31 protein-coding genes, 1 tRNA gene and 1 pseudogene are annotated in these 26559 nt (G+C 62.6%); 25 read left to right on the top strand and 8 right to left on the bottom strand.

All coding sequences use genetic code 11. From position 1 onward, the window contains the following. Positions 1-80 precede the first annotated feature (80 nt). From serC to aroA, 3 genes are all read left to right on the top strand, one after another. Complete coding sequence (gene serC, locus AB839_RS08245) at positions 81-1166, top strand: 3-phosphoserine/phosphohydroxythreonine transaminase (protein WP_061478962.1); 1086 nt, start codon at positions 81-83, stop codon at positions 1164-1166. Between the two features lie 51 nt (positions 1167-1217). Continuing rightward, positions 1218-2417 (top strand): prephenate dehydratase, encoded by a 1200-nt coding sequence (gene pheA, locus AB839_RS08240; protein WP_061478961.1) that lies wholly within the window; start codon positions 1218-1220, stop codon positions 2415-2417. 76 nt (positions 2418-2493) lie between these two features. Then, complete coding sequence (gene aroA / locus AB839_RS08235) at positions 2494-3801, top strand: 3-phosphoshikimate 1-carboxyvinyltransferase (protein ID WP_061478960.1); 1308 nt, start codon at positions 2494-2496, stop codon at positions 3799-3801. A 110-nt stretch (positions 3802-3911) separates the two neighbouring features. On the opposite strand, the gene AB839_RS08230 is transcribed toward aroA, so the two are convergent. Then, positions 3912-4484, bottom strand: a complete 573-nt coding sequence (locus AB839_RS08230; protein WP_061478959.1) for an energy transducer TonB — start codon at positions 4482-4484, stop codon at positions 3912-3914. 121 nt (positions 4485-4605) lie between these two features. After that, positions 4606-5244 (bottom strand): energy transducer TonB, encoded by a 639-nt coding sequence (locus tag AB839_RS08225; protein WP_049438027.1) that lies wholly within the window; start codon positions 5242-5244, stop codon positions 4606-4608. 113 nt (positions 5245-5357) lie between these two features. Here AB839_RS08225 and serS point away from each other — a divergent pair, with 113 nt between their 5' ends. Continuing rightward, on the top strand, positions 5358-6638 hold the full coding sequence (serS, locus tag AB839_RS08220) for a serine--tRNA ligase (RefSeq protein WP_061478958.1): 1281 nt from the start codon (positions 5358-5360) through the stop codon (positions 6636-6638). Between the two features lie 117 nt (positions 6639-6755). Here serS and AB839_RS08215 read toward each other — a convergent pair whose 3' ends face one another. Continuing rightward, positions 6756-7112, bottom strand: a complete 357-nt coding sequence (locus AB839_RS08215; RefSeq protein ID WP_061478957.1) for a hypothetical protein — start codon at positions 7110-7112, stop codon at positions 6756-6758. 137 nt (positions 7113-7249) lie between these two features. Next, positions 7250-7837: an NAD(P)H-dependent oxidoreductase gene (locus AB839_RS08210; protein ID WP_061478956.1), complete on the bottom strand. Its 588-nt coding sequence runs from the start codon at positions 7835-7837 to the stop codon at positions 7250-7252. Positions 7838-7964: 127 nt separating this feature from the next. Between AB839_RS08210 and AB839_RS08205 the strand changes: the two genes are divergently transcribed. The 12 genes from AB839_RS08205 to AB839_RS08155 all read left to right on the top strand — a co-directional run bounded on the left by AB839_RS08205 (position 7965) and on the right by AB839_RS08155 (position 17394). Beyond that, on the top strand, positions 7965-8957 hold the full coding sequence (locus tag AB839_RS08205; protein ID WP_005410175.1) for a LysR family transcriptional regulator: 993 nt from the start codon (positions 7965-7967) through the stop codon (positions 8955-8957). A gap of 155 nt (positions 8958-9112) precedes the next feature. Further along, a tRNA-Ser gene (locus AB839_RS08200) sits at positions 9113-9202 on the top strand. Between the two features lie 83 nt (positions 9203-9285). Then, positions 9286-10809, top strand: coding sequence for a site-specific integrase (locus AB839_RS08195; RefSeq protein WP_012480713.1), 1524 nt, complete (start codon positions 9286-9288; stop codon positions 10807-10809). Beyond that, positions 10809-11540 (top strand): hypothetical protein, encoded by a 732-nt coding sequence (locus AB839_RS08190; protein WP_006375976.1) that lies wholly within the window; start codon positions 10809-10811, stop codon positions 11538-11540. The genes AB839_RS08195 and AB839_RS08190 overlap by 1 nt, the downstream gene beginning before the upstream one ends. Before the next feature lie 105 nt (positions 11541-11645). Continuing rightward, the gene (locus AB839_RS08185; protein ID WP_012480712.1) at positions 11646-11999 is read left to right on the top strand and encodes a hypothetical protein; all 354 of its coding nucleotides are present in this window, start codon (positions 11646-11648) and stop codon (positions 11997-11999) included. A gap of 107 nt (positions 12000-12106) precedes the next feature. Continuing rightward, entirely contained in the window at positions 12107-12763 is a 657-nt protein-coding gene (locus AB839_RS08180; RefSeq protein ID WP_049400621.1) for a DNA N-6-adenine-methyltransferase, read from the top strand. Next, a complete protein-coding gene (locus AB839_RS08175; RefSeq protein WP_006375905.1) occupies positions 12756-13007 on the top strand; it encodes a hypothetical protein in 252 nt (83 codons plus the stop codon). The genes AB839_RS08180 and AB839_RS08175 overlap by 8 nt, the downstream gene beginning before the upstream one ends. A 9-nt stretch (positions 13008-13016) precedes the next feature. Then, the gene (locus tag AB839_RS08170; RefSeq protein ID WP_006375902.1) at positions 13017-13280 is read left to right on the top strand and encodes a hypothetical protein; all 264 of its coding nucleotides are present in this window, start codon (positions 13017-13019) and stop codon (positions 13278-13280) included. Between the two features lie 502 nt (positions 13281-13782). After that, entirely contained in the window at positions 13783-13965 is a 183-nt protein-coding gene (locus tag AB839_RS21515; RefSeq protein WP_141098938.1) for a ribbon-helix-helix protein, CopG family, read from the top strand. Between the two features lie 69 nt (positions 13966-14034). Further along, positions 14035-15966, top strand: coding sequence for a DUF5906 domain-containing protein (locus tag AB839_RS08165; RefSeq protein ID WP_061478955.1), 1932 nt, complete (start codon positions 14035-14037; stop codon positions 15964-15966). A 118-nt stretch (positions 15967-16084) separates the two neighbouring features. Next, positions 16085-16300, top strand: coding sequence for a hypothetical protein (locus AB839_RS08160; RefSeq protein ID WP_024956732.1), 216 nt, complete (start codon positions 16085-16087; stop codon positions 16298-16300). A 68-nt stretch (positions 16301-16368) separates the two neighbouring features. Then, entirely contained in the window at positions 16369-17394 is a 1026-nt protein-coding gene (locus AB839_RS08155) for a zincin-like metallopeptidase domain-containing protein (RefSeq protein WP_006375900.1), read from the top strand. A 77-nt stretch (positions 17395-17471) separates the two neighbouring features. Here the strand turns inward: AB839_RS08155 and AB839_RS08150 are convergent, their stop codons facing one another. Both AB839_RS08150 and AB839_RS21055 read right to left on the bottom strand, forming a co-directional pair. Further along, a complete protein-coding gene (locus tag AB839_RS08150) occupies positions 17472-18191 on the bottom strand; it encodes a hypothetical protein (RefSeq protein WP_024956731.1) in 720 nt (239 codons plus the stop codon). Between the two features lie 419 nt (positions 18192-18610). Beyond that, positions 18611-18889 (bottom strand): hypothetical protein, encoded by a 279-nt coding sequence (locus AB839_RS21055; RefSeq protein ID WP_006375898.1) that lies wholly within the window; start codon positions 18887-18889, stop codon positions 18611-18613. A gap of 203 nt (positions 18890-19092) precedes the next feature. On the opposite strand from AB839_RS21055, the gene AB839_RS08145 reads away from it, so the two are divergent. Further along, a complete protein-coding gene (locus tag AB839_RS08145) occupies positions 19093-19665 on the top strand; it encodes a hypothetical protein (RefSeq protein ID WP_061478954.1) in 573 nt (190 codons plus the stop codon). 379 nt (positions 19666-20044) lie between these two features. Beyond that, positions 20045-20383, top strand: coding sequence for a hypothetical protein (locus AB839_RS08135; RefSeq protein ID WP_032971199.1), 339 nt, complete (start codon positions 20045-20047; stop codon positions 20381-20383). Here AB839_RS08135 and AB839_RS08130 read toward each other — a convergent pair. Next, positions 20350-20631: a hypothetical protein gene (locus AB839_RS08130; protein WP_061478953.1), complete on the bottom strand. Its 282-nt coding sequence runs from the start codon at positions 20629-20631 to the stop codon at positions 20350-20352. The genes AB839_RS08135 and AB839_RS08130 overlap by 34 nt on opposite strands. A 347-nt stretch (positions 20632-20978) precedes the next feature. Here AB839_RS08130 and AB839_RS08120 point away from each other — a divergent pair, with 347 nt between their 5' ends. After that, positions 20979-21335 carry a hypothetical protein gene (locus tag AB839_RS08120; protein WP_006375896.1) on the top strand — a complete coding sequence of 119 codons (357 nt, stop codon included), beginning with the start codon at positions 20979-20981 and terminating at the stop codon, positions 21333-21335. Positions 21336-21545: 210 nt separating this feature from the next. Here AB839_RS08120 and AB839_RS08115 read toward each other — a convergent pair whose 3' ends face one another. Continuing rightward, complete coding sequence (locus tag AB839_RS08115) at positions 21546-22520, bottom strand: hypothetical protein (protein WP_006375894.1); 975 nt, start codon at positions 22518-22520, stop codon at positions 21546-21548. Positions 22521-22634: 114 nt separating this feature from the next. Between AB839_RS08115 and AB839_RS21050 the strand changes: the two are divergent. The 6 genes and pseudogenes from AB839_RS21050 to AB839_RS08090 all read left to right on the top strand — a co-directional run. Continuing rightward, positions 22635-22826, top strand: a pseudogene (locus AB839_RS21050) (transposase); the annotation flags it as partial. 228 nt (positions 22827-23054) lie between these two features. Further along, a complete protein-coding gene (locus AB839_RS21510; RefSeq protein WP_125892011.1) occupies positions 23055-23486 on the top strand; it encodes a hypothetical protein in 432 nt (143 codons plus the stop codon). A 66-nt stretch (positions 23487-23552) separates the two neighbouring features. Continuing rightward, positions 23553-24755, top strand: a complete 1203-nt coding sequence (locus AB839_RS08105) for an ankyrin repeat domain-containing protein (protein WP_075677511.1) — start codon at positions 23553-23555, stop codon at positions 24753-24755. Between the two features lie 216 nt (positions 24756-24971). Further along, the gene (radC, locus tag AB839_RS08100; protein ID WP_061478952.1) at positions 24972-25451 is read left to right on the top strand and encodes a DNA repair protein RadC; all 480 of its coding nucleotides are present in this window, start codon (positions 24972-24974) and stop codon (positions 25449-25451) included. 259 nt (positions 25452-25710) lie between these two features. Further along, entirely contained in the window at positions 25711-26007 is a 297-nt protein-coding gene (locus tag AB839_RS08095; protein WP_049403041.1) for a hypothetical protein, read from the top strand. Next, on the top strand, positions 26000-26455 hold the full coding sequence (locus tag AB839_RS08090) for a hypothetical protein (RefSeq protein ID WP_125892007.1): 456 nt from the start codon (positions 26000-26002) through the stop codon (positions 26453-26455). The genes AB839_RS08095 and AB839_RS08090 overlap by 8 nt, the downstream gene beginning before the upstream one ends. Positions 26456-26559 lie beyond the last annotated feature (104 nt).

Raw genomic sequence — 26559 nt, 5'->3', positions numbered from 1 at the left:
AAACCAAATTTCCCTTGCCGCACAAGGCCGCAAGGCTGGTGCACTGCGGCATACTAGGGGTCTTGCCCCACAGGTGTGACATGACGCGCGCGTTCAACTTCAGTGCCGGCCCTGCGACCTTGCCGGAATCGGTCCTGCGCCAGGCGCAGGCGGAAATGCTGGACTGGCACGGGTCCGGCGCTTCGATCGTGGAAATGAGCCATCGCGGCGCGGAATTCATGTCCGTGGCCGCCGAGGCCGAGGCCGACCTGCGTCGCCTGCTCGATATCCCGGAGGACTATGCGGTGTTGTTCCTGTCCGGTGGTGCCACCACCCAGCAGGCGCTGATCCCGCTCAACTTCGCCGCCCCCGGCCAGCGTGCCGACTACGTGGTCAGTGGCCACTGGGGCAAGACCGCGGTCAAGCAGGCCGGTGTCTACGTCGACGTCAACATCGCCGCCAGCAGCGAGGCCGATGGCTATCGCACGCTGCCGCCGCGCGCCGATTGGCAGCTCTCGCCGGATGCCGCCTATGTGCACATCACCGCGAACGAGACCATCCACGGCGTCGAGTTCCGTGATGTGCCCGATACCGGCAATGTGCCGCTGGTGGCCGACTTCAGCTCGTCCATCGCCAGCGAGCCGCTGGACGTGCGCCGCTACGGTGTGATCTATGCCGGCGCGCAGAAGAACCTGGGCCCGGTCGGCATCGCGGTGATGATCATCCGCCGCGATCTGCTCGAGCGCAGTGGCCAGCCGCGCGCGGACATCTTCGATTACCGCTCGCATGTCGCCCGCGATTCGATGCTCAACACCCCGCCGACCTGGAACTGGTACCTGGCCGGCCTGGTGTTCAAGTGGATGCTGGCCGAGGGCGGCGTGGCCGAGTTCGCCAGGCTCAATGCCGCCAAGGCCGCGCTGGTGTACGGCGCCATCGACGGCTCCGGCGGCTTCTACCGCAATGAGGTTGCACACGCGGCCCGTTCGCGGATGAACATCCCGTTCTTCCTGCCCAACGCCGATCTCGATGCCCGCTTCGTGGCCGAGGCCAAGGCCGCTGGCCTGCTGGCGCTGAAGGGACACAAGGTCGTCGGTGGCATCCGTGCCTCGCTCTACAACGCCATGCCGCTGGCCGGGGCCGAGGCGCTGGTCGCCTTCATGGCCGATTTCCAGCAGCGTCACGGCTGAGCAATGAACGGCGCGCACCGTCGGGTGCGTGCCCCGCAACAAGGAATTCCGATGGCAAGCAGCAAATCCAGCAAGAAGGCGCCGAAGAAGGCCGAACCGGCCAATGAAAGCGTGCCCACCAAGGCGAAGGGCAAGGCCAAGGCCGCCTCGAACCCGGCACCCACCCTGGCGCCGCTGGCGCTGGCCGATGTGCGCTCGAAGATCGACCAGATCGACCGCGACATCCAGAGCCTGATCGCCGAGCGCGCGCGCTTCGCCCATCAGGTCGGCAAGGCCAAGGGCAAGCTCGCCGCCGCCGTCGACTACTACCGCCCCGAGCGCGAAGCGCAGGTGCTGCGCATGGTGGTGGACCGTAACGAAGGCCCGCTCAGCGATGAACTGCTGGTGCACGTCTACCGCGAGATCATGTCGGCCTGCCTGGCCCAGCAGGAGCCGCTGAAGATCGGCTACCTCGGCCCGGAAGGCACCTTCAGCCAGCAGGCGGTGCTCAAGCACTTCGGCCGCTCCGCGCTGGGCCTGCCGATGGCCAGCATCGAGGAGGTGTTTCAGGAAGTGGAAGCGGGCAACGCCGATTTCGGCGTGGTGCCGGTGGAGAATTCGGGGCAGGGCACCATCCAGATCACTCTGGACATGTTCCTGACCTCCAACCTGAAGATCTGTGGCGAAGTGGAACTGCGCGTGCAGCAGTACCTGATGTCGCGCAGCGGCCGCATCGAGGACATCGAGCGCATCTACGCGCACCCGCAGTCGTTCATGCAGACCTCGGCGTGGCTGCGCGCGAACCTGCCGAAGGCCGAAAAGATTCCGGTGTCGAGCAATGCCGAAGGTGCGCGTCGTGCGCGCAACGCCGACGACGCGGCGGCCATCGGCGGCGAGAGCGCCGGCCATGTGTACGGCCTGAAGAAGGTGGTCACCAAACCGATCCAGAACGATGCCGACAACACCACCCGTTTCCTGGTGGTGGGCCGCAACATTTTCCCGACCTCCGGCCACGACCGTACCTCGGTGCTGGTGTTCATCCATGACAAGCCCGGTGCGCTGTTCGACGTGCTCAGCCCGTTCGCCCGCCACGGCATCAGCATGAACCGCATCGAGTCGCGGCCGTCACACCACGGCAAGTGGGAGTACGGTTTCTTCATCGACCTGGCCGGCCACATCGACGACGCGCCGATGCAGGCTGCGCTGGCCGAACTGGAAGCGCACTCGGCGCAGATCAAGGTGCTGGGCTCCTATCCGGTGGCCGTGCCCTGAGTGCTGCTGCGGCGGCAACAGCCGCCGCTCCCTGATGCATCGCCGGCGCTGCCGGTGTTTACGGAATGATCGAACGATGAGCAACGCGCAACACTGGATAGCCCGCAAGGGCCAGCCGCTGCAGGGCAGCCTGACCATTCCCGGCGACAAGTCGGTCTCGCACCGCTCGGTGATGTTTGCCGCGCTGGCCGATGGCACCTCGCACATCGAGGGCTTCCTGGAAGGTGAGGACACCCGTGCCACGGCGCGCATCTTCAGCCAGCTGGGGGTGCGCATCGAAACGCCCAGCCCGTCGCAGCGCGTCGTGCACGGCGTCGGCATCGATGGCCTGAAGGCGCCGGATGCACCGCTGGATTGCGGCAATGCCGGTACCGGCATGCGCCTGCTGGCCGGCCTGTTGGCGGGCCAGTCGTTCGACTGCACGCTGATCGGCGATGAATCGCTGTCCGGCCGCCCGATGCGCCGCGTCACTGGCCCGCTGTCGCAGATGGGCGCAAGGATCGACACCCAGGACGACGGCACACCGCCGCTGCACGTGCATGGTGGCCAGACGCTGCACGGCATGGATTTCGCCTCGCCGGTGGCCAGCGCGCAGGTCAAGTCGGCGGTGCTGCTGGCCGGGCTGTATGCGCAGGGCGAAACCAGCGTGACCGAACCGCACCCGACCCGCGACTACACCGAGCGCATGTTGTCCGCATTCGGCGTGGACATCGCGTTTTCGCCGGGCAAGGCCCGCCTGCGCGGTGGCCAGCGCCTGCGCGCCACGGATATCGTGGTGCCCGCCGATTTCTCCTCGGCCGCGTTCTATCTGGTCGCCGCCAGCATCATTCCCGGTTCCGAGCTGCGCCTGAAGCAGGTCGGCCTGAATCCGCGTCGCACCGGCCTGCTGCACGCGCTGCGCCTGATGGGTGCGGACATCACCGAAGAGAACCCGGCAGAACAGGGCGGTGAACCGGTGGCCGACCTGGTGGTGCGCTACGCCCCGCTGAAGGGCGCACGCATTCCGGAAGAACTGGTGCCGGACATGATCGACGAGTTCCCGGCGCTGTTCGTGGCCGCCGCGGCCGCCGAGGGCCAGACCGTGGTGAGCGGTGCGGCCGAACTGCGAGTGAAGGAATCCGACCGCCTTGCGGCGATGGCCACCGGCCTGCGTGCTCTGGGCATGCAGGTGGACGAAACCGAGGATGGCGCCACCCTGCACGGCGGCGTTCGGCTGGGGAGTGGCACCATCGAAAGCCACGGTGACCACCGTATTGCCATGGCGTTTGCCATTGCCGGCCAGATCAGCGACGGCGAAGTGCGTATCAACGACATCGCCAACGTCGCCACGTCCTTCCCGGACTTCGACGGCCTGGCGCGCAGCGCCGGCTTCAACCTGGCCTGATCGGCCGATCAGGTTTTCGGGTAGGTGCCAACCTCGGTTGGCACGCTTCTCCACATAAAAGGACGGAGGCCGAAGCCTCCGTCTAAACATCACGAACCCCTCGTCCGCGATCAACGCTGTCCGGTACGGAAATCCACCGGGACCCGCACCACACTGGCCACTGCACGGCCTTCATGCATCGCCGGCTGGAACTTCCAGTTCTGCACGGCGCTCAGCACCGCACGATCCAGGTCACGGCTGCGCTCGCCGCTGCGCGAAACAATCGCAGCATTGGTGACCTGGCCGCGGGCATCGACATTCAGGCTTGCGATCACGCTGCCCTGCACGCCATTGCGCAGCGCGGCAGCGGGGTAGGTCGGCTTGCTGTTGCCTGCCAGCGGGCGCGCCTCGCGATTGCGTACGGCAGGGGTGGCCTTGCGCTGGTTGCCGGCCGCTGCGGCATGGCGTGCCGCAGGCTGCTGTACGTCGGCGACCGGCGCCTGCTCGGGCGCGGGCAGCATGCGCTCGCCGACCGGTGCCGGCGCCACGTCTTCCTGGTTCGAGTGACGCAGCCAGAGCAGCGCGGCGGCAAACATCGCCACGATCAGCGCGATCCACATCCAGGGCGACGTGGGCTTGTGCTGTTCGCTGGCGTCCTGCGGCAGCTGCGGCGAATGAAGGTCTTCGTGGGTGGTGGCGGTCATCGCGAACTCCTTCCGTCAATTGGACGACGGGAGAGAGTGTTGCGCGGGCCAGTGGCGTGAAGTGTCAGCGTTGCGTCAACGCAACCGGCAGGGTTCAGTTTGCCTGCCGGGAAACGTTCAGTTACTGGGTCTTGAAGTCGAACGGCACTTCAATGCTGCCCGGTACGGCCTGGCCGTTGCTCTGTGCCGGGGTGAAACGCCAGCGGCGCACCGCATCGGTCGCGGCACGGTCGAGCTCGCGTGAGCCGCTGCGCTGGATCACCGTGGCATTGTTCGGATAGCCGGTGGCATCCACATCCACGCGCACAACCACACTGCCGGTCTCGCCGGCGCGCAGCGCGGCGGCCGGGTAGGCCGGCGGTGGCGACTGGCCGGCAATCGGCATCGGCTGGCTGTTGCCCGTGGCAGCCGGCGCGGGAGCCGGTGCGGCCGGGGCCGCTTCGGCGACGGGCGCCGGCGGTGGCGGCGGGGTTTCGACCAGCTTCGGGGCTTCCTCCTCGACCGGGGCCGGCTTGGCATCGGGCATGTCGCTGGAACCGGCGGCCGCCGCCAGCGGTTCGGGCAGCGGTTCCACCTGCGCCGTCTCCTGCGGGGTCTGTGCGGCCGGGTCGGCGCGGAAGAATTCCTTGTCGCGACCGGTGAACCAGACCAGCACGAACAGCAGCACGCCCACGCCGAAGGCGATGCCCGCGATCTTCAGGGCGTTGCGCGGGATATGCACGGTAAACGACTTGGCGGACGGCGAGCGGGGTGCAGACATGGACCGGACCAGTACGGAATGCCCCGATTCTGCCACGGCGGGAATGAACCGGGCGGCAGAAATCCGTATAACAAGCGATAATCCCATCCCTGATACCCACCACGACACCTGCCATGCTTGATCCAGCCTTGCTCCGCCACCAGCCCGCCGACCTCGCCGAACGCCTGCGCACCAGCCGTGGCTTCGAGCTCGACGTGTCTGCCTTGGAGTCCCTGGAGGCCGATCGCAAGCGCATCCAGGTGCGGACCCAGGAGCTGCAGAGCCTGCGCAACAGCCGTTCCAAGGCCATCGGCCAGGCCAAGGCCAAGGGCGAGGACGTGTCGGCCATCATGGCCGAGGTCGCCGCCTTCGCCGACGAGCTGAAGGCCTCGGAAGTGGCGCTGGACGAGCTGCGCGAGAAGATCGAAGCGATCTCGATGGGGATCCCGAACCTGCCGGCCGATGACGTGCCAGCCGGTGCTGACGAGAACGACAACGTCGAGCAGGCGCGCTGGGGAACCCCGCGCCAGTTCGATTTCAAGGTGCTCGACCACGTTGAACTGGGCGCCCGCAATGGCTGGCTGGACGGCGAGACCGCGGCCAAACTGTCCGGTTCGCGCTTCACCGTCCTGCGCGGCCCGATCGCGCGCCTGCACCGCGCCCTGGCTCAGTTCATGGTCGACCTGCACACCGGCGAGCACGGCTACGAGGAAACCAACGTGCCGCTGCTGGTCAACGCCGATTCGCTGCGCGGCACCAGCCAGCTGCCGAAGTTCGAGGACGACCTGTTCAAGACCGCCGTGGGCGACTCCACGCGTTACCTGATCCCGACGTCGGAAGTGCCGCTGACCAACATCGTGCGTGACGAGATCGTCGACGCCGAGCGTCTGCCGCTGCGCATGACCGCTCACTCGATGTGCTTCCGTGCCGAGGCCGGCAGCGGCGGCCGCGACGTGCGCGGCATGATCCGCCAGCACCAGTTCGAGAAGGTCGAGCTGGTCTCGATCAGCCGCCCGGAAGACAGCGACGCCGAGCACCAGCGCATGACCCGCTGTGCCGAAGTGGTGCTGGAAAAGCTGGGCTTGCCGTACCGCAAGGTGCTGCTGTGCACCGGCGACATGGGCTTCTCGGCGGTGAAGACCTACGATCTGGAAGTCTGGCTGCCGTCGCAGGAGACTTACCGCGAGATCTCCTCGTGCTCGAACTGTGGTGACTTCCAGGCCCGCCGCATGCAGGCGCGCTGGCGCAACCCGGCCACCGGCAAGCCTGAGCTGGTGCATACCCTGAACGGCTCGGGCGTGGCGGTTGGCCGTGCGATGATCGCGGTGATGGAGAACTACCAGAACGCCGACGGCAGCATCACCGTGCCGGAGGCCCTGCGCCCGTACATGGGCGGCCTGGAAACCATCGCCTGACAGCCGGCGCTCAGTGTCCTGTAGAGCCGAGCCTATGCTCGGCTGCTCCTGCCCATCGCGGGCCGCATTGTTTCTATCGGCGCTCCGCGCGCCGCCGCCCGAGCATGGGCTCGGGCGCTACGGGGCTTCTGAAACCCGCAGCTTCTCCAACGGCACCCATCCAGGTTCGCCCGTCTCCGGCACGCACCACGCCCAGCCATTGAGCGTGTGCTGCCCGCGCAGCACCTGCCCGGGATCCACATCCAGTTCACGCGCGCAGTAATCTTCCGTGGCAAACGCGCCACCCTGCGCATCGCGACCGATCACCGGCGCCGGCACGAAACCGGGCTGCTGCCCTTCGGCTTGGCACAGGAACCAGTCTTCCCAGCCCTCCGGGCCTTCATAACGTTCGCCCACCACCAGCGCCTGGCCACGGCGCAGGGTGATCGGGTGCGGAAATTCGCTGCGGTGCGCAGCCGTCACGATGTAGTTCATGCCCCCAGCCTAGCGCGTCGCAAAAGAAAACGGCCCCGCACAGCGGGGCCGCCAGGGTGGGCCGGGATGGGGGAGGGGATCCCGGCCCGCGTTCAGCGCCCAGACGAGGAGAGAGGGGCGCCGAACGTTGGAACGCGTTATGCGGCGACGGGTTCGGCCGCTTCGTGCGACGGCAGTGCTGCCAGCGCACCGGCGATGGCGTCTTCACGGTGCTGCGGCGAATAGGCGATGCCCTCGGCGCGCACGAATTCGACCTCGTTGATGCCCATGAAGGCGAACACCTGGCGCAGGAACGGCTCCTGGAAGTCGGCCGGCGAGTCGGTGTAGATGCCGCCACGGCTGCTGGCGATGATCACCCGCTTGCCACCGGCCAGTCCCACCGGGCCGTTCTCGGTGTACTTGAAGGTGCGGCCGGCCACGGCCACGCGGTCGATCCAGGCCTTCAGCGTGGACGGAATGCTGAAGTTGTACATCGGCGCGCCGATCACCACGATGTCGGCGTCCAGGAACTGCTGCATCACCTGTTCAGCATCGGTCGCCTCGGCCGCGTCGGTCCTGGCCAGCGAGCTGCTGCGCAGATGCGGTACCGGATTGGCGTCAAGATCGCGATAATCGACCTGCAGGCCATCAATCTGGCTGGCGAAGCGGGCGACCACGGCGGCCGACAGCTGGCGCGAGACGGAGTTGTCGCCAAGCACGCTGGCGTCGAGATGCAGAAGCTTCATGGCAGTCACCTGTGTTCTGGGAGGAAGGGGCGGGGGGGCCCCGCCGACGGAGAGAACGATAGGTTGTTGCAAAGGCGGAATAAAGGTGATTGAATGCCACGTATTGTTCTAGATATGGAACTCGGGTATGCATGACCTGAATGACCTGTACTACTTCGCGATGGTGGTCGACCACGGCGGATTCGCCGCCGCCGAGCGCGCACTGGGTATTCCCAAGTCGCGCCTGAGCCGCCGCATCAGCCAGCTGGAAACCGACCTGGGCGTACGCCTGCTGCAGCGCTCCACGCGCCGTTTCGCGGTCACCGACGTCGGCACCAGCGTGCATCGCCATGCGCAGACGATGCTGGCCGAGGCCCAGGCCGCCCGCGAAGTGGTGGACCGCCTCAGCGCGGAGCCGCGCGGCGTGGTGCGCGCCAGCGTGCCGGTGTCACTGGCGCAGATGCAGCTTCCCAAGCTGCTGCCCAAGTTCCTTGAGCAGTACCCGAAGGTGCGCCTGCAGCTGAACATCAGCAACCGCCGCGTGGATATCATCAATGAAGGCTACGACGTCGCCCTGCGCGTGCGTTCGCGCCTGGACGACGACGGCAGCCTGGTGATGCGCAGCTTCGGCCAGGTGCAGGAACTGCTGGTGGCCAGCCCCAAATACCTGGACCGCGCCGGCCGCCCCAAGGACCCGGAAGAGCTCACCCAGCATGTCACCCTCAGCATCAGCGAAGACGAAGCCCGCCAGCGCTGGGAACTGCATGGCCCGGAAGGCGAAGTGCGCCGGGTCGACCTGCAGCCGCGCGTGGCTGGTTTCGACTTCCCGCTGCTGCAGAGCATGGTGAAGGACGGTTTCGGCATCACCATGCTGCCGGAGACCGTGTGCGCCGATGCCGTGCGCAATGGCGAGCTGGAAGTGGTGCTGCCGGACTGGTCGTTGCCGCAGGGCGTGTGCCACGCCGTGTTCGCCTCGCGCCGCGGGCTGTTGCCGGCGGTGCGCGTGTTCATCGACTTCCTGGCCGAACATCTGCCGCCGCAGCTGGAGGCCTCGCGCCTGGATTGCGGTGGCGCCTGTGAGAAGGCCAAGGAGCGGATCAAGGCCAGTGCGCTGGGTGCGCTGGCGGTGGACGCGGGCTGAGAGGTCTTGAAGGCAGCGCCGGGCGATGTCCGGCGTTGCTGTTCTACGGCGAAGGCTCCACCGTGCCGGATGCGGAGGGCAGGGGCATGGTGGTCTTGGGCAAATGCCCGTCACGTGCGAGAATACGCCGCTGCCCGGGCGACCGGGACCCGATTGGAGAGATGGCCGAGCGGTTTAAGGCACCGGTCTTGAAAACCGGCGAAGGGTCAAACCTTCCGTGGGTTCGAATCCCACTCTCTCCGCCAATCCTTAGTAAGTGTTTGTTTTTAAACGACATTTTTTAAGGTCTTGAAGGGCGGCTTGGGGCACAAATCGGGGCACAACTCCGATGCGATTACCAAGCTATCTCACTCGCTCTTCCACAGGTCGTTACCAGTTTCGCATGCGCGTTCCGACGGACATGCGCGGTATCGTCGGCAAACCTTTCGTCAAGCATCCCTTGGGCATCCAACTGCATAGCGCAAGAGTGGCTGCCTTGGCCATCGCGCAGCGTTATGCTCAAGCATTCGATGCCATCAGGGATGGGTGCATGACCAAGAAGGGACTCACGGTTGAGGATGTTCTGCGCAGCGTCGCGGAGAACGGCTCCCGGCGTTATGAAATTGACTTGCCGGGCTTCCGTCTTCGGACCACGGATGCGGCCGACCATGCTCGAGCAATGGAGGCGCTGGAAGAAATCGGCAAGTTCCACTTCCGTGATGCGGGTGCAGTTCCGGCGGCGGCTGGGCCAAACCCGTTGGAATCAGCGGCGGCGCAGCCCCTGCCATCTGAGACCATCAGCCTGATCGATGCGAAGCGAATCTGGCAGGATAAAGTCGCCGCCGAGGACATCGAGGTCAAAACGGTCGGCATCAAACTGCTTCCCGTGACAGAGCTGATCGAGTTCTTGGGCGCCGAGCGCGAGCTGCACACCATCACGCGGCCTGAGATGGCCCGCTTCTACGACCATTTGGCCAAGCGCGGGTTAACGCGTTCTACGCTCAACAATCGCCAGAGCTACCTCGCAGGAAAGAGAGGATTCTTCACTTGGGCAATGGCTTCAGGCTACGTGCTCAAGGGAGACAATGTCGCCGCAGGTCACGTCAGCGTTTCGATGGCGGAGAAGCGCAAGCGCAGAAAATTTGGCTTCCAGGCCTTTACCTTGGATCAGGTTCATCAACTCTTCGCGCCTGATAGCTTCAAGCAGCTTTCAACGGGAGCGCGCTGGGCGGCTTTGTTGGGCCTGTATACGGGCGCCCGGGCAGGTGAGGTGGGGCAGCTGTTTACCCTCGACGTCAAGGAAGAGGAGGGAATCCCGTGCATACGGTTTACCGATGAGGGGGAGGATCAGCGATTGAAGACCGATGTTTCCAATCGGGTCGTCCCGTTGCATCCCGACCTGATCAAGCTTGGTTTCTTGGACTACGTCGCCGAACGAAGGGAGAGCGGGGACTGGCGATTGTTTCCGCAGGCTGACAGTAAGGCGAAGAATGGTGCGGGGAACTGGATATCGAAGGCGTTCAGCTACTACCTCCAAAAGCACAGTGGTGGGTGGTCGAAAGCGAAACGTGGTTTCCATAGTCTCCGAAAGACCGTGATTCAGGAGATGCAGGGCAGCGGTGTGGCCTCTGAGATGCGAGCCCAAATCGTCGGCCACGAATTGGACGACGAACACCACGCGACTTACAGCAGGCCCTTTACGGTGAGTGAGAAGCTCAACGGTGCCGGAGGAACGCCAGCTTTGGGTGTCCTAGATTACGGAATCGACCTGGAGGCGCTGCGCACCCTGCCGGCGCGCAAGGTCGGGCGGCGAAGCAGCAATGCTGCCGCGCGCTCTTCAAAGGTCGGCCGTAAGGGGAGCGAGCCGAACTAATGGCCCTTACTGCTGCTGATGCTTACCGCCGCGCCATCGATCGCTTTCTCGGCAAGCTCTCTGGCACCGAAAACGTGGGCCAGATGGAGAAGAAGATCGCAGACCATTTGCGCCTAGCGAAACAGCGGCCCAAGGTGGACGTGGCGTTGAGCTTCAATGAGGCCGCTGGGGTGTTGGCGATCAGCACGGCCCAATTGCAACACCTCTTGAAGGAACACTCCCCAAAAGGGACGCTGTTCACGGTGAAGGGAACTCGCAAGCGCTCGACCACCCTTGTTCCGTTGATGGCCTGGGCAGCCGAGCTCAAGGCTAAGGGCCTGTGGAAGCCGTTGAGCGAACGGGGCGTTGCGATCGACACCCTCCTAACTGCAGAACTGCCGTTTCTGGTGGCCAAAGGGTCCAAGGCTAAGCAGTTCTTCCTGGAGCCACTGACTGACCAACCCATCAGCGATGCGTTAATTCGCCAGCTCCAAGCATTGGGCGTGCAAATCGGGCTTGGGATTCGGGTCTGCACGCTGACCGAGGCCTTCGCCCAGCCTTGGCAAAACCCTGACGTCAAGCGCCAGTGGGTGGACGCATTCAACAACGCAGCCCAAGCCCAGGCCAGCCGTCTGCGGGACCTGGCTCAGCAGCTCGACGCCTCGCGAGCTGGGGTGATCGAACAAGCGCTGCACGAACGCCTGCAGCCGGCGCCTCCAAAGATGCCCGACAAGCGCAATGGGCGAATGTAACGGCTGCTAACGGATATTGGAGGCCTCCAATATCCGTATCGATGGAGGCTCTCAGTTCGGATGATTACTCCAACGCCTCGGTGGTCGGGGCGATGGAGCAAGCCGATGGGCCTCGATATGTATGCGGTCAAGACCCGCACTGATGTGCGAGATCGCACTCAAGAACTATTTTTCTACTGGCGAAAGCATCCGAACCTTCATGGTTGGATGTTCAAGTTGCACAGTGCTAGGACGGGGCAGGTTGATCCCTTCGATTTCAACCAAGTTCCCGTATTCCTTGGATTGGACGATCTTGATGCGTTGGAACAGGCTGTGCTGAACGATGATTTGCCTTATACCCAAGGCTTCTTCTTCGGTGAATCGGATCCCGATCGAGCTGAAGAAGATCTGGACTTCATTGCGCAGGCCCGCGCATTGATCAACGACGGTTGGGACGTGTTCTACAACTCTTGGTGGTAACCCGCCGCCAGCAGCGCCTCTCGGGCTGGTTCAAGCCCAACTCCCAAAACCCATTCTTCAACGCGGCAACGCAGCCGTGCTGACGGAGCCTTGCCTGGAGAATCCTCATGCAGCCCAAGTCCAACGTTCTGCCGTTCAACGCAGCAACCCGCTCCAAGCGCCTCGTAGCGGCTAAACCCACCCGGCTCACCTCCGTTTGCTACAAGGCAAGCGACAAGGCCCACACGAGCGTCGATTGGTATACCCCGCCTGCCATCGTCAGGGCGCTGGGGGGAAGGCGCGGCTTTGACCTCGATCCTTGCACGCCCGAAGACCCGTCGCGGCTGCCCGCACCCACGGCCAGCCGGATGATCCCGCCGAGCCAGGACGGCTTGGCTACGCCGTGGCCCAAGCAGGCATTCGTGTGGATGAATCCGCCTTACGGAAAAGGGATTGAGAAGTGGTTGAGCAAGCTGGCCAACCACCCCGGCGGCGGTATCGCCCTGGTGCCGGTCAACATGGAGACGGGATGGATGCACGACTGCGTGCTTTCCCACCCCAACGCGACGGCGATCCTGTTCACCCGTGGGAGGCTGAGGTTTGTGCGTCCCGACGGAACCACCGGCACGGCAGCGCCGTCGGGATCGTTGGTGGTGACTTACGGCAAGCGCGCCGCCGATCACCTTCAGCAAGCGCAGGCGAGCGGTGCGTTGCACGGGAAGTTCTTTGCCATCCAGCGGGTAGGGCAGGTGGCCACGGCGAACCAGGAGAGCTCCAATGGCTGATCGCTGGAACGTTGTTGTCTTGGGCCGCGCGACGGCCGAATTGGAAATCCGAATCGACGCGGACTCAGAGGCGGCAGCCTTGGAGATTCTGAACTCGATGGGAGTGGCTGACATTCATGCCGGTGGCTGGCGTACCGAGTTGGAGGAGATCTACGGCTTTGTGGAGGTCATCAGCCCCGATGGTTCCGAACGCGAAGATCTCAACTGGCCTTGTCCAACCATGCGCCACCACCTCAACTATTAGGAGGAGCCGATGGGAACTTACGAATTCGTCGTCCGGGGTGACTACTTGGTGAGCAAGGTGATTGAGGTCTTTGCCCAGACCCAGTCCGAGGCAATGGAGGCATTCGCGCGACTGTCCTTGGCGGAGTTGGATGCCATCGATTGGCACCATGGCGCCCTTACGATTGAAGAACACGTGGTGGTGACGGAGGTGGAAAGCGGGAGGGAGTTTCAGCATCCGTTCTTGACCGATCGCAAGCGCGAGCAACTGGAGTGTTTGGCCGAAAATGAGTAGGAACTTCCGGCTGCTGGTCTTCCACTAGCCAGCAGCGATCGAAGGCCAGCAGGAAGACCAGTAGTGCAAGGTCGTTGAATCCCAAGGGATTTCTGCGACTAAAAGTGCGCTGCTGGCTTGCTGGCTTTCGATTCAACTCCCCTGTGCAAATGCGTCCAAATCGCATGGAAAGTGTTGGTATCTCAAATTTCAAAACCGATTCTTTTTTGACCCAGCAGACCAGCGGAACGGTTTTCTATGAATGCAAAGCTTTTGGAATCAAGGGTTTGTAGCTGCTGGTCTTCCTGCTGGTCTTCCTGCTGGTCTTCTCTTTCTGCTGGCTAATGGAAGACCAGCAGGGAAGGGAAAGCCAGCAGAACAGGGCTTCCGGAAAAAGTGCGAGAGATTCCGCAGTTTTCGTGTTTAGTCAAAAACCGTGGGTTGCGGAAAGCTCCTGGAGTGGTTGAGTGGAAGTGTCCCCCATGTGGGACACACCAAACCTTTCACCTTCGGAGTTGCCACCGTGAACGCCGCCACCCATCCCTCGTCGCCGCCGACTTACAGCATCCGCGCCAGCGTGAAAAAGCACGTTCGGATCAAACGCCCCTTGGCCGAACGCCTTCGTCTCGCCGCGGCCGAAAACGAGATGACAGAGAGCGAGTTCATTCGCCGCGCCTTGGAAACCGCTCTCCCGCGCGCTGCCTGAGCAAGCCTGTCCCCCCACAACGACAAACCCCCACCGGCCAGGGCGAGGGTTTGAGAGGAGCCAACAACAATGTCTACAACCAATGTGTCCCCAAAAGGGAAGGCTGTCAACCCGACGACGGAAGAGCCAAGCAACATCGTGCCATTCGAAGCGTCGCGCTTCCTGGGTGCGGAAGCCTCCGCCCGCAAGGTCAACCTGGAGGCAGAGGAGCACAAGCAGCTCTACCGCCACTCGGTTGATCGAGAGGGCCAGCGCAAGCCACCGTCGCTCCCCATCCTGTTTGCCCGCCGCACCACCGAATGCGTCGATCGCTTGTGGGCGTGCCAAGCCACCAGCGGCACCGGCGAGATCGTACACCATTGGAACGGTACCTACTGGCAAGCGATCAGCGACGCGGAAGGTGTGGGTGTGGCATCCGATTGGATCGACCGCAACGCCGATTTCGCGGGCAGCCCCAAGCTCGCCAAGGACTGCTGGGACATGGCTTCCCTTCGGCTGCGCCAGAAAAACCCCATGCCAGCCCAAGCCAAGCGGGCCATCGTGCCGGTGGCAGACGGCTACGTGGAAATCCTTCCCGGCGGTTTCCATGTGCTCGCTCCTGATCCCGCCTTGGGCATGACCCACGCGGTCAGGGTGGCCTGTGGTGGCAGGCAGGGCCATGCATACAAGCCCCAGCCTTTGCCGGCTGACTCGCGATTCGCCAAGTTCCTCCGCCAAGCCCACGACGACCCGCGCGTCATCGACCTGCTCCAGGAGCAGTGCGGCATGACCCTGTTGCCGGGTGTCTACAGCCAGGCCGCCTGGTGGCACGGCGTCGCAGGTTCTGGCAAATCCACCCTGGCGGAAATCGTGGAAGCGATGCACCGTCAGGTGGCCCGCTGCAACCTTGAAACTTTGGGCGACCGCTTCAGCCTGGAACCCATGATTGGCGCCAGCCTGATCCTGGTGGACGAAGTGGAGTGCGAGAAGTGGGCCGAAGGTCGGTTCAAGACGATGGTCTCTGGCAATGGCATTGGCATCGACCGGAAGAACCAGAAGCAGCTGGCGAGCTACCATTCCACGGCCAAGTGGATCATCACGTCCAATTCGGCCCCCTTCATCCGCGACAAGAGCAACGGGGTGTGGCGCCGCCTCACCGTCGTGCACTGGAAGAAGGCGGTACCGGTCAACCAGCACGACCCTGATCTGGTCAAGAACATCCTGGCAGAGGAAGGCCAGCTTGTGCTGGACTGGATGCTCGAAGGCGCCCGACGCATCGTGGCCCGTGGTAGGGCGTTGTCCGACACCGACGCCGACATGCCCGAAGCCGTGCGCGCAGCGAAGCTGGCCGCCCGCCATGGCAGCGACCAGGTCATGGCTTGGGCTCAAGCCGAGCGCGTGGTGCGCATTGAGACGGATGAGTGCACGCTTTCCATGCGGCAGGTCTACGAGAACTACAAAAACTGGGGCTACCGACAAGGGCTGGCGGACATCGATCTCCTCACCGGTCGCCAGTTCTGGCGAGGCTTGAAAGAGATGGGCCTGGACGACGGCGCCCGCTCGAACCGTCGCATCAATGGCAAACAGGAAGAATGCGTGCGCCTGCGAATCAACGGAGCAGCCACCGTCGGCGAGGCCTGTGGCGATCTGCCGTTGAGATCATCGGCGACCGTGACAGCACTGCGCGTGGCGCAGGAGCGCTCTCAGTCTTTGGAGCCTTGGGAAACCGATGTGACGCCCACCCTCGAACAGCAAGGGGCTCGGCAGGAAGAGATAGAGCGTCGATTCGACCGCTTGAGCGCTCAGCAGCAGGCGGCTGAGATGGGAGCTCTCCATGCCGATGCGTTGAGGGAGGAGGCAGGGCGCACCAGAGCCAAGGCAATCCAACTCCAGCTGCAGGAACGTATCAATGAACTGGAGATTCGTGCGCTGTTCGGTGAGCCGTTGGCGGGCCGAGAAAGCAGCGAAACCCAAGGTGGCGGAAAGGTGGGAGATGGGGATGCGCGCCAACGGCGGTCGTAAAGGCGGGGCCAAATCCGTGTTCCCATCTTCCGTATCAGCTCTAGCCAATGGATTGGTCGGTGACGCTAACGGTCCAGCCCGGACTTGCCAAATCCGTATCCTGTCGCATGCTGAAACCATGACCCCTTCCGATGCCTTTGTAGACGACAGCATGGACCGCCAGGACTCCCTGGCGGCGTCCCCCCGTTTCACCGTGCAACGAACCCCCGAGGGCATCCGCGTGCAGCTCCAGGAGGGCGACGGGGGCCCCGGCACCGCTTTGACCATCGAACGGGCCTTGGCTTTGCTGGAGAACCTGTTGGAGCAGGGACGCGCCGTCACCATTCACGATTGAAGTTTCCAGCCTAACCCCCTTGGCGTTGCCGACAGGCGCCTTTCCTTGCCTTCCAGGAGAGCCTGCCCGTGTCCGATGCCACCCCCAACGAAAGCTTCCTTCAGCGCCATTCCCGCGACGTCGTCGAGCGCTTGATCCGCCAGATGGAGGAGGGCACCGGTCCCTTTCTCAAACCCTGGGACGCCCGCGTGGACCTCGGGTTGCCCATGAACCCCACGACTGGCAAGAGCTACCGGGGCGGAAACCTGCTCCACCTGTGGGCCCTTCAGAGCGCCTGGGACACCCAGGACAACCGGTGGATGACTTACAAGCAAGCCGCGGCCGTGGGCGCTCAGGTGCGCAAGGGCGAGAAGGCCAGCGTGATTGAGTATTGGGATTGGTCGCGGGTGGAGGAGGCCAAGAAGAGCGGGGACCCCGACCTCATCGCCAAGGCCCACCCCAAGGTCTTCTTCCCACGCGTGTTCAACGCGATGCAGATCGATGGGTTGCCGGCACTGGTCCTGCCAGCCGCGCGCCCAGAGCCCGACATTCACCAGGCCTGCGAAGCGGTGCTGAGAGACAGCGGAGCCGAGATCCACCACGACGGGGGCAACCAAGCGTTCTACCGTCCGATGACCGACAGCATCCACTTGCCCCAGCGCAACACCTTTCACTCGGCCAGCGGCTACTACGCCACCGCGTTGCACGAACTGGGCCACTGGACCGGCTTTCCCACCCGCCTCAACCGCGATCAGAAAGGGGCTTTTGGGAGCATCGACTACGCCAAGGAAGAACTGGTCGCGGAGGTGTCATCCATGCTGATGGGCGAACGCCTGGGCATTGGCCACGATCCCACCCAGCACGCGGCTTACGTGAAGTCGTGGATCCAAATCCTCCGGGACGATCCCCGGGAGCTCTTCCGAGCCGCGGCGGCGGCCGAGCGGGTGGTGGAGTTCCTGAAGGTGCCCGAGTTGGTTCGAGAGCCGCTCCAGAAGGTTGAGCAGCAGCGGCAGTCCGTGGCGGCCAATCTGCATGAGATCGAAAAACATGCCGCCAACGACCGGTCTCGATCGCGCTTCAAGGCAAGAGGGGCGCGCCTGAACTTGGCAGTTTGATTCGTGAACAAGCGACTGAACGCGCACCCGCCTGTCGGGAGGCAGCAGGGTGCGCGACAGTGGCTGACAAATTCTGGTTATTTATTCTTCGACAGCACGTCCATGCGCAGGAGCATCTGCTTGAGAACGTCGATGACGGAAACCTCGTCAGCATCCTTGGCCGGAGCCAGGGCAAGTGCCCAGTTGCGGACCGATGGGCTCAAGTCCTCTCCCAGTTCCACCACCAAGTCCTGAAGGTCGTCTAACGGCAGATAGGCCGTCGCAGCCAAGATATCATCGAGCTTTCCCGACAGGTCTTCTTCGTGTGCCTTCCGAAGTTCTCTCGCGGTGGCTCCGCGCTTTCTAAGCTCGGCGGCGTGCTCCACCTTGATCTCTTCAATCTTTGCTTTCGCTGATTTGCTCTTCTTGCGAACGGCGCCGCGAACAATGTCACGCACCAGCTTGGCGTCGTGCGTGTCTGTAAGGCTGGCAATGAGTGTGTCACTTTTAACGCGTGCCGGTCGGTAGACGCGGACCTTGCTGACCTCATCCCCCAGCACTCGCTGCGTCCACTTTTCCATCGTCTCCTTTGCCTTCTTTTGACCGGTTAGAGGCGACGGAACGTTCTTGAGGCGTGGTTTACCTTCGAAGTCCACCAGCAGGCCATAAGTCTTGAGGATGCGGTGGCTGTAGGTTGTGTCGGACATCCAATTTCCCCCTGTGAGTGATCCTGCAATTTTGCCAGTTCCGTAGACGGTTTGGCAGGTTGAGGGAGAGCGTTCCCACATCATCACAGGTTGAATGTCGATCAGGAACATTGCACGACAGGAGAGCTTGCCGGTTTCAGATTCCTTGCCAGACGCGGAGGGGCGAGAGAGAAAGGGGAAGAAATGGCCAGTCTGATCTACGTGCAGTAACAGAAATTCCGATCCGTGTGCTATCGAGCATGCGCGAACCCATCGTGCATCCCAACGTGTAGGCGCGGACTGCACCGCACTCCGCCGGCTGCTAGCCCTGCATGAACGGCCTCAGTGCGCTCGGGTTTGAGCGTCACGCCGCACTCTGGCTGCGCCAGCGGGGCATTGAGGTCAACGTGGCCTTTTGGTCCAAGGGCTTGAGCCACAAGTTGGTAAGAGCGGCCACCAAGGTTGCTAGCTTGGATGGCCACTTGCAGACATTGACGAAGCCTGCGCGACGTAGAGGGAAACCGCTTGTGGCAGTGGGCCAGGCAGAGCGGTTACTTCTTGGATGCCATGCGCTGGTAGAGCTTGTAGACGCCGAACATCGCCGCACCACCCGCAATTGGTGCAGCCGCGACCACCCCCAGTCCAGCAAGCATGCCACCGCCCACAACGCTCCCGACGGTTGCCAAGCCGGAGGTCACGGCGGCTGCACCGGCGGTCCCGGCCGCTGCACCACTGGTTACGCCGAGGATCGCAGAAGTTGCGCCAGCGACGGCTCCGCCGCCGGTCGAAATCGCGGCACCTGCGGCCGATGAACTCTTCTTCCTTGCCATACATTTCCCTGTTGGTTTTGAGTTGTGGGCAGAATCATCGCCTGAGCATCAATCTCTGTCCATATGCTTCATTTTGTCGCTTTTCCGTCAATTTAATGACGCGGACTGCAGTCTGTGTAACCGCGCTCCGAAGCCCCCCCCCTTGCGCATTCCCAGAATCGATCTATGCATAGGTGAACCTACTCACGAAATGGAGGTGCACCTTGAAACCCATCGTTCTGGCCCTTGCATTGGCGTTGTCTGCTCCGGCCGCCTTTGCCGCCGATTCCACCTCCGCTCGCCGTTACGGTTCGTCCGAGGCCCTATCCGTCCAGGACGCCCGACTGGGCGAGGTCCTGATGGTTCGCACGGTTCAACTGACGTCCGACCAGCGTCTGAACGCCGGCTCCGCCATCGGGTCGGCCGTTGGTTATGGGGCTGCTAACCAGGTCAAGAACCGGGAATACCGCAATGCAGCCCGGGTGACCGGTGGCGTCATCGGTGCGGCTGCCGGAACCGCGGTTCAAAAGGGCCTCAGCGGCCGGCGTGCGGTGGAGATCTACGTGCGCGATCTGTCCGATCGCCGCCAGCGCGTCCTCGCGGTGGTCCAAGACGCCGATGTGGATGTGCGCGAAGGTGATCGGGTCTTCTTGGTGGGGAAGGGTAAGAAGACCCGGGTGGTGCCGCTTGATGCTTCGCCGGTGCGCATTGGCGATTATTCGTGCGGAAGCCCTTGTGCCATTGGCATCAATGCCCGGTCGGACAACAACAGCGCTCGCGTGCGCGTGGGGCCGTAAGGATGCACAAAAGCGAACGCGTTGGTGGAGGCGTGTATTGCGAAGGCACGGCTTGCGGGCTTCTGGTTGAGCTCATGAAGCGGCCATCCGTTGCCCACCGCCGCTCCGAAGTCGCCCGGATGGTCCGAGAGGGACACGGCCGCGCCGCCATCGCCCAAGCCCTGGGCGTTCCATCGCCCGTGGTGAGCGCCGATCTGGCCCACCTGGGGTTGCGTCAAAAGCCCCGGCGCCCACTGGCTGACCAACACGCTCTGGTGGTGCGCCTCCTGGAGCAGGGGAACAACGGCCCTGCAATTGCCAAGCGCCTGGGCGTGACCCGACAGGCAGTCCACGCTTACCTGCAGGCCCATGGCCTGCTCCCAACCCAGAGGAGGATCCCATGACCGTTATTCTGGTGGTCGTGCTGTTTGAGCTCGCCATGTTTGCGATCACCTTCGGAATCGCGTGGCTGTGCGCGTCCAAAGCCCGCAGCGCACGCAGGGGCTGGGAGGCGTTCCAAGCCGGCCAAGAGGACGCCCCATCCGTGGTTGCGTTGATGTGGCATTTGGCCGTGTTCTACGCGTGCTTGGCACTGCTGGCTTACCAGCTACAGCACGTGGTGAGCCAAGTCTGGTTGGATCCTTCCAACCTATACCTGTCATCCACGCTGGCTCTTGTCGTTTATTCGATCGCATGCGGGCTGCTTCACGGCAGCGGGCTGGCGCGGAGGCGGGCATGAGAACGAGTCACGGTCGGTTGCGCCCAGACCCCGTCGACGCCCGCCCACGCCAGGATGGGCTGTTCCAAGGCGAAGACACAGGCGAAGAGATTCACGAAGAGCGTGACCCGTTGCTTCAAGCGCTTTACACCGAATCGCTCCATGCCCGCGGGGACGTGGACGCTGTCGATCGCTTGCTGGATGCCCACCGAGAGGCGCTTGGGGAGCCCGAGCAAGTCGCCTATGCCCGTCAGCAAGACGAACGCCATGATCGGACGTTGCCATTGCCGAGCGGTGGCCTGCCGTTGAGGCCGTCCACGGAGCGCTACCTAGAGGAGCATCGGTCATGGAACCCGCCGACCGCCAAAGAGGCCGCCATCGCACGTTCCAGGGGTCCCACCATGGTGCTCGAAGGGAAGGCATGGCGCGCTGAAGACGACGTTGCCGAGGTTACGGTGGAGGCTCCCAAGGACGACCCGTGGCAGCGGATGCGTTGAGTTCGTGTCTCAGCTGGAGAGACAGTTGGGCACCATCATTGCTGCTAGGAACACGGTGTTCCCTTCGGCTATCCTGCCCAGGGTATCCATCACTGGTATTGCTAACAACAGGGGGCGTTATGGCAAGCGTGACAGTAAGGACGCGGGATGAGCTGGAAGCGGCCAAGAATGCAAAGGCGCAGCAGATTGTGGTTGTGGGCAAGTTGGCAGACGACCTGAAGAAGACGCGCAAGTTCGCCAAGCTTGGTGCCGTCGGTGTTGCAGCAATCGTTGCTGCAGTTGGGCTCGCTCCAGTAACGGCTGGGCTCAGCACGCTCAGCCTGGGGGCGGTCGCGACAGTCACTGGAGTCGAGATCATCGGCATCATCACCGCCGCAAGCCTTGGTCTCTCTTTGATCCTCGCAATCTACAAAGGCTACGATGTGGAATACGAGGCTGGCGGAAAGGTCATTTTCAAGCGCAAGGAAGGAAAGTGATGCCCGGCTTCGTTCCAGGGGCGCCTTACCTTTTTGTTTGCGAGAAGTGCAGTCATCACTTTCAGCGGAAGATCAACTTGGGGCTCTTCTGTCCGGCATGCAAGTCGCTGTCCGTGAAGCCTCGTTTGGTCTGTAAGTAGTGCTCGTTGGCCGCCAGAAAGTTGGCGGCCACTTCCAATGACCGGTCGAATCGGGTTTAACATCGCGGTCTCAGGTGCCCCGTAACCCTTTTGCTTCAAAGCGCTCCAGTATCGCCGTCACGGCTTCTGCGGCACGGTCCGGTGACGCATCTATGCGTTCCAAGCCCGTCATGGCGACGGGCAACGGCGCATTCGGATCGGTCGTGGCCACCACGGCCAGGACTCTTCCTCGGATGGTGTCTTCCACCGTGGTCCATTCGTCGGCGAGACGCTGGGGTTTATCGGTGAGAAGGACCACCATGACGGGGCCGGGTGTCAGCAGGCGGTTGGAGCGTCCCCGAAGTGCTGCGCTGTTGTGGACATGGATGGCCCGGCGGTGCCCATCTTCGGTCAGTTGGACCAGGACGCTGTGGCAGCTCGGCGCGCCCATCTCGTTGCAAACGATGTGGATGCGACCCTTGGCCCATTCCTGAAAGCCCACTGAGGAGGGCGCCAACTCATCGCTGGTAAAACAAGCCTCCACGAACCGTCGGCCTGCGAGGCTCAGTCCTTTCTCTTCGATCAGGCCCCAGCGTTCAAAGGTCTGGCGATTGATGCTGCTTTTCGACTGCAGTCCAAGGAATTCTTTTGGGTCCAGGTTACCCCCGCCGGTGCCAGGAAACACGTGGTGACGCTCGGTGATTAAAGCGCGTCGCAGAAGATCGACCTGGCCAAACGACAGGTCGCTCAGCGCCTTAATGAAGTGGCGCTTGAGATGGCCTGCGGTTTTGCCGGTAGCGATTGAACAGGCAAGGCGGCCATAGACGGTGGCCTTCTCGGCCTCGATGTCCATCTCCAATGCCCGCAGCATGGCCAGAAAATCTTCCGAGGTCATGGCCTCCGCGTTCTCGGGGAACACCTGACCCTCAAGCGCGGCACGGGTGAACTCCCGGTAGCGCTCCTCAGTGCGCTTGGCAAGCCAGGCGGCGATGAATTTTGGGCCCTTCGAAAGAAGGGCGAACGGACCGGAGATTTCCTCCAGGGGGGCAAGGTCAGGGTAGTCCATCGGGGTCTCGTGACGGTTTGCGGGTCCAGGTAGCTCATCCTCAAGCCTTCAAGCCCGTTCTTCAATCCTCCGGTTGAATTCCCCATTGGCAACGCGCGTGAGCTCGAACAGGTTGAGCGCTGGGAGCGCTGCAAGGCTAGTCTGCGCGCGAAGGTCGAGCATCCGTTCCGGGTGATCAAGCGGCAGTTCGGCTACACCAAGGTGCGCTATCTCGGCTTGATCAAGAACACGGCACAGGTGCTCACCCTGTTCGCGCTGTCCAACCTGTGGATGGTGCGCCGGAAGCTGTTGGCGGCACAGGGGTAACTCCGTCTTGAGGTGCCCGCAAGGGCACTTCGAGAGCGGAAAACATGGCAGTCCGCCGCGTCTGAAGGCCCAGGATGACTCCGGCGCTGAAAACCCACGACTCAGTGTGAATTGATCAGACCATCCCTATTTCTACTTTTGGCCGCTGCTAAAAATGGGGGGATTACCCGACGAGCTCCGCCAGGCCGCTTTTGACGAGCATTGGGACGACGAGACAAATTAAGATGAGTGGAAGGAGGACGCCCGCATCGACAGCGGCAAGACTACGAGGCCTTCCTGACGGCCGCGACCGAGTATCCGCTCCACTTCGCTGTTGCATGCGGCGATGCAGAATGGGCCGGTGACCTGCTCAAGGCTGGACGCACGCCTCAGGATCCCGATTTAGAAGGAACAACGCCCACGGATCTTCTGGGGCGGCCAGGTAATGATCAATCCGATCAGGTCATTCGTGCCCACAACCGATCCAAGCTTTTTGACGAGCTCCTTCCCGCTGCCAATGCTTGGAAGCCACCGGAAGGCGGATTTGGGGCCGACGCCAAACGTCAAGTCGGTGCGGCCATGAAAGCCCAGGGTGAGGAAAGGGAAGCCAGAAGCCTCGAATCCGACAACGGTTTTGACATGGAAAAAGAAAGGCGGCAAGAGCCGTCTTCTTCTATTTAATTCCCTTGCGAGGTTCTGATTTTCTGCTAATGGTGGGAGGTCAAAATACTATTGTGGAGGTGTGGGTTGAATATTTCGAATCTCAAAGACGTTCTTCTGAAGCAAATCGGGCTTACCAAAATCCCCGCTGATGTGAACGCAAGGGATGAAGATTGGCTGGATCAAACGCCACTTCATGATGCGCATCACCCGCGCGAAGTTCGGAGGCTGTTGGATGCTGGGGCTGACATCGAAGCGAGGGATGGCCTTGGAAATACGCCGCTTCATTCTGTGACAAGCGAGGGAGCCGTGATTGAACTGATCAAGGCCGGGGCAGACATCAATGCGCAGAATAACCAAGGGGAAACACCGCTTTTTAACGCGAGAGGGCAAGGGGATGCCAGGGCGTTGATTGCGGCCGGGGCAGACATTCATGCGCGCGATAACCGAGGGAAAACGCCCCTTTTCGGAGCGAGCGAAGGGGCTTTAAGGGAGCTCGTGAAGGCTGGCGCTGACATCAACGCTCGCGACACCCAAGGGAACACCCCGTTGTTTGGCGCACACAACGACAGTCTCAAAGCGTTGCTGAAGGCGGGAGCGGATGTCAGCGCGAGGAATAATGAAGGGCAAACCCCTCTCTTCCGAGCAACCGGGCAGACGGAGGCCCGCGCCTTGATTGCGGCCGGGGCAGACATCCTAGCCCGGGATAACCGAGGGCGAACCCCTCTCTTCGAGGCGAACACGGGCGCGCTTAAGGAACTTCTGAAAGCAGGCCTTGATCCCGCGGCGAGCGATGACCAGGGGAATCAACCGCTGCATATAGCCAGGGACCCCGAGGCGGTGGCCTTGCTCACCCGTGCAGGCGCAGACGTCATTGCACGGCGAATGGACGGCCAGGCGCCGATCCACCGTGCGATTTTTCCAGAGACGATTGAAGCGCTCGCCAAGGCAGGGGCGGATATGAACGCCCAAGACAACAACGGGAATACCTCTCTTCATGCGGGCCGCGATGCCACTGTCTGGAGTGCGCTGATTGAGGCGGGCGCAGATCCCCACATCCAAAACCAAAAGGGCGAAGCGCCGATCAACAGCGGCAAGCCATTTTTCAACGACTTGCGGGCTCAAGAGAGGGCCAAGCTCCTGGTCAGCCTGCTCCCGCCCGCCAACGCTTGGAAGCCACCGGAAGGCGGGTTTGGGGCCGATGCCAAACGCCAGGTTGGTGCGGCCATGAAGGCCCACGGGCAGGACAGCCAAACCCAGGAAGCCCCTCGCTTGCGAGCGCGCTTCTAAGCCCAAGGGAAAGGCGGCGAAAGCCGCCTTTTTCTTTTCTAGATCCCGTTGCGCAAACCAAACCTTTTGTTATGGGTAGTGCAACCCATTCATGAAAGGAGGCCTCATGCGCGTCTTGGTTCTTTCTCTGGCCCTTGTCGGCCTGCTCCCACTGACCGCCTCCGCCGCAGACACCACGCCCGCCCGTCGCTAATCCCGCGCCGGTGGAGAAAGCAAGTGAAGCGAGCCAACGACATTCGGGCCCAATACCAGCTGGCCATGGACGATGAGGGCATCCTCTTGGCCGCCTCGCACATCTTGGAGCGTCGCCTGCAGCGCCACGAGGCCATCACCGACCCCTCCAGTGCCAGCAACTACCTCACTGCCCGCTGCGCGCACCTGGATCACGAAGTGTTTGGCACGGTGTTCCTGGACGCCCGCCACCGCATCCTTGCCACCGAGCACCTCTTTCAAGGCACCATCGATGGGTGCGAAGTCCATCCCCGCATCGTCGCCAAGAAGGCGTTGGACCACAACGCCGCCGCGGTCATCTTCTTTCACAACCACCCCAGCGGAAACCCCGAGCCCAGCGCTGCCGACCGCGCCATCACCGACCGCCTCAAGCAGGCCCTTGCCCTTTTCGACATTCGAGTGCTGGATCACCTTGTGATCGCGGGCACCTCGCACGTGTCGATGGCTTCACGAGGGTGGGTGTGACCACCCCCTTTAAAGCAAAGACCTGCGGCGGAAGCCGCCGGCGGCCGCTGCGCGCCGGCATCTGAAAAAGCATCCGCATGGATGGAAAGCACCAACGCCTTCGGCGCGATAAGTGATGTTAGGAAAAACTGCGGCCTTAGCGCCGCATTTTTTGCTTTTAGTCAAGATTTTGTCCACTAAGGCCGTGGACAAATTTCCAGGGCGATCTACCTTGAATTAAGGGGTAGGCAATGCCGCCGACCAAGCCAAGAGGTGTCACATGAGCGCAACCGTCACAACCAACGAAACCAAGATGATCGCGTTGGGATTGAATCCCGGCTTGATTGAAAATTATGCAGCGGTCTCCTTGGAGCCCGTCAGCTTTGAAGAGGACGACAGCCTGGGCTGGGCGACCACTTGGACCGCGGTTCATGCCGTCGAGCTCCACAACGGCGGGAAGGTCAACACTTACGGACGATCCTTCCACGTCCCCCAAGCCAAGCCCGGTTACAAACACCTGCTCAAGTGCTGGCGAGAAGAGCAGGGGCGGCGCGCAGAACTGGCTAATGATGGGTGACGTGACTCCTCCGATGAACGGTTATTGGGGAGACGGAGAGCTCGGAAAGAGTGAGAGGGCATCCGTGCTTCACGGCATCCATTTCGTCAGTCCCTCGGTGGGTGGCCCGCTCTTCAATACGGTGTGGCTTCCCACGCTTGCCGACTTGCGGGCGCTGCTCACTGACGCCGACCTTTGCAAAGCAGCCGAAACCGAGGTGAGGGCGTTCATTGACACGTTCGTGGACCCGTTGCCCCCTGAGCTCGACGAGGTCATTCACCAGCCATCGATAAAACAGATTTCCAGCTTGCCGGATGATTGCGGGATCGGCGTGGGCGTTTTTGTGACTGACGCGTTTGCGTTCGTCCTTCAGCGGATGATTCAGGAGGCAATGGCTCAGCACCGTGCGCGTGAGCTGGATGGGTTATGGAGACAGTCAGCGGCCGGTGGCAAACGAGCCAGGCTCTGACCGCTGGCTCAATGCCCACCCTTGCGCGTTTTCAGATTCGAGGTATCGGTAAGGGGATGGCCCATTCTGGGGCTACTCATCCCCACTCAATCCCTCTCAAGGAG

The organism is Stenotrophomonas sp. DDT-1 (assembly GCF_001580555.1).
Classification (GTDB): Bacteria; Pseudomonadota; Gammaproteobacteria; order Xanthomonadales; family Xanthomonadaceae; genus Stenotrophomonas; species Stenotrophomonas sepilia.
The sequence above is the reverse complement of the archived record's forward strand: the minus strand, read 5'-3'. Positions and strand labels throughout refer to the sequence as shown.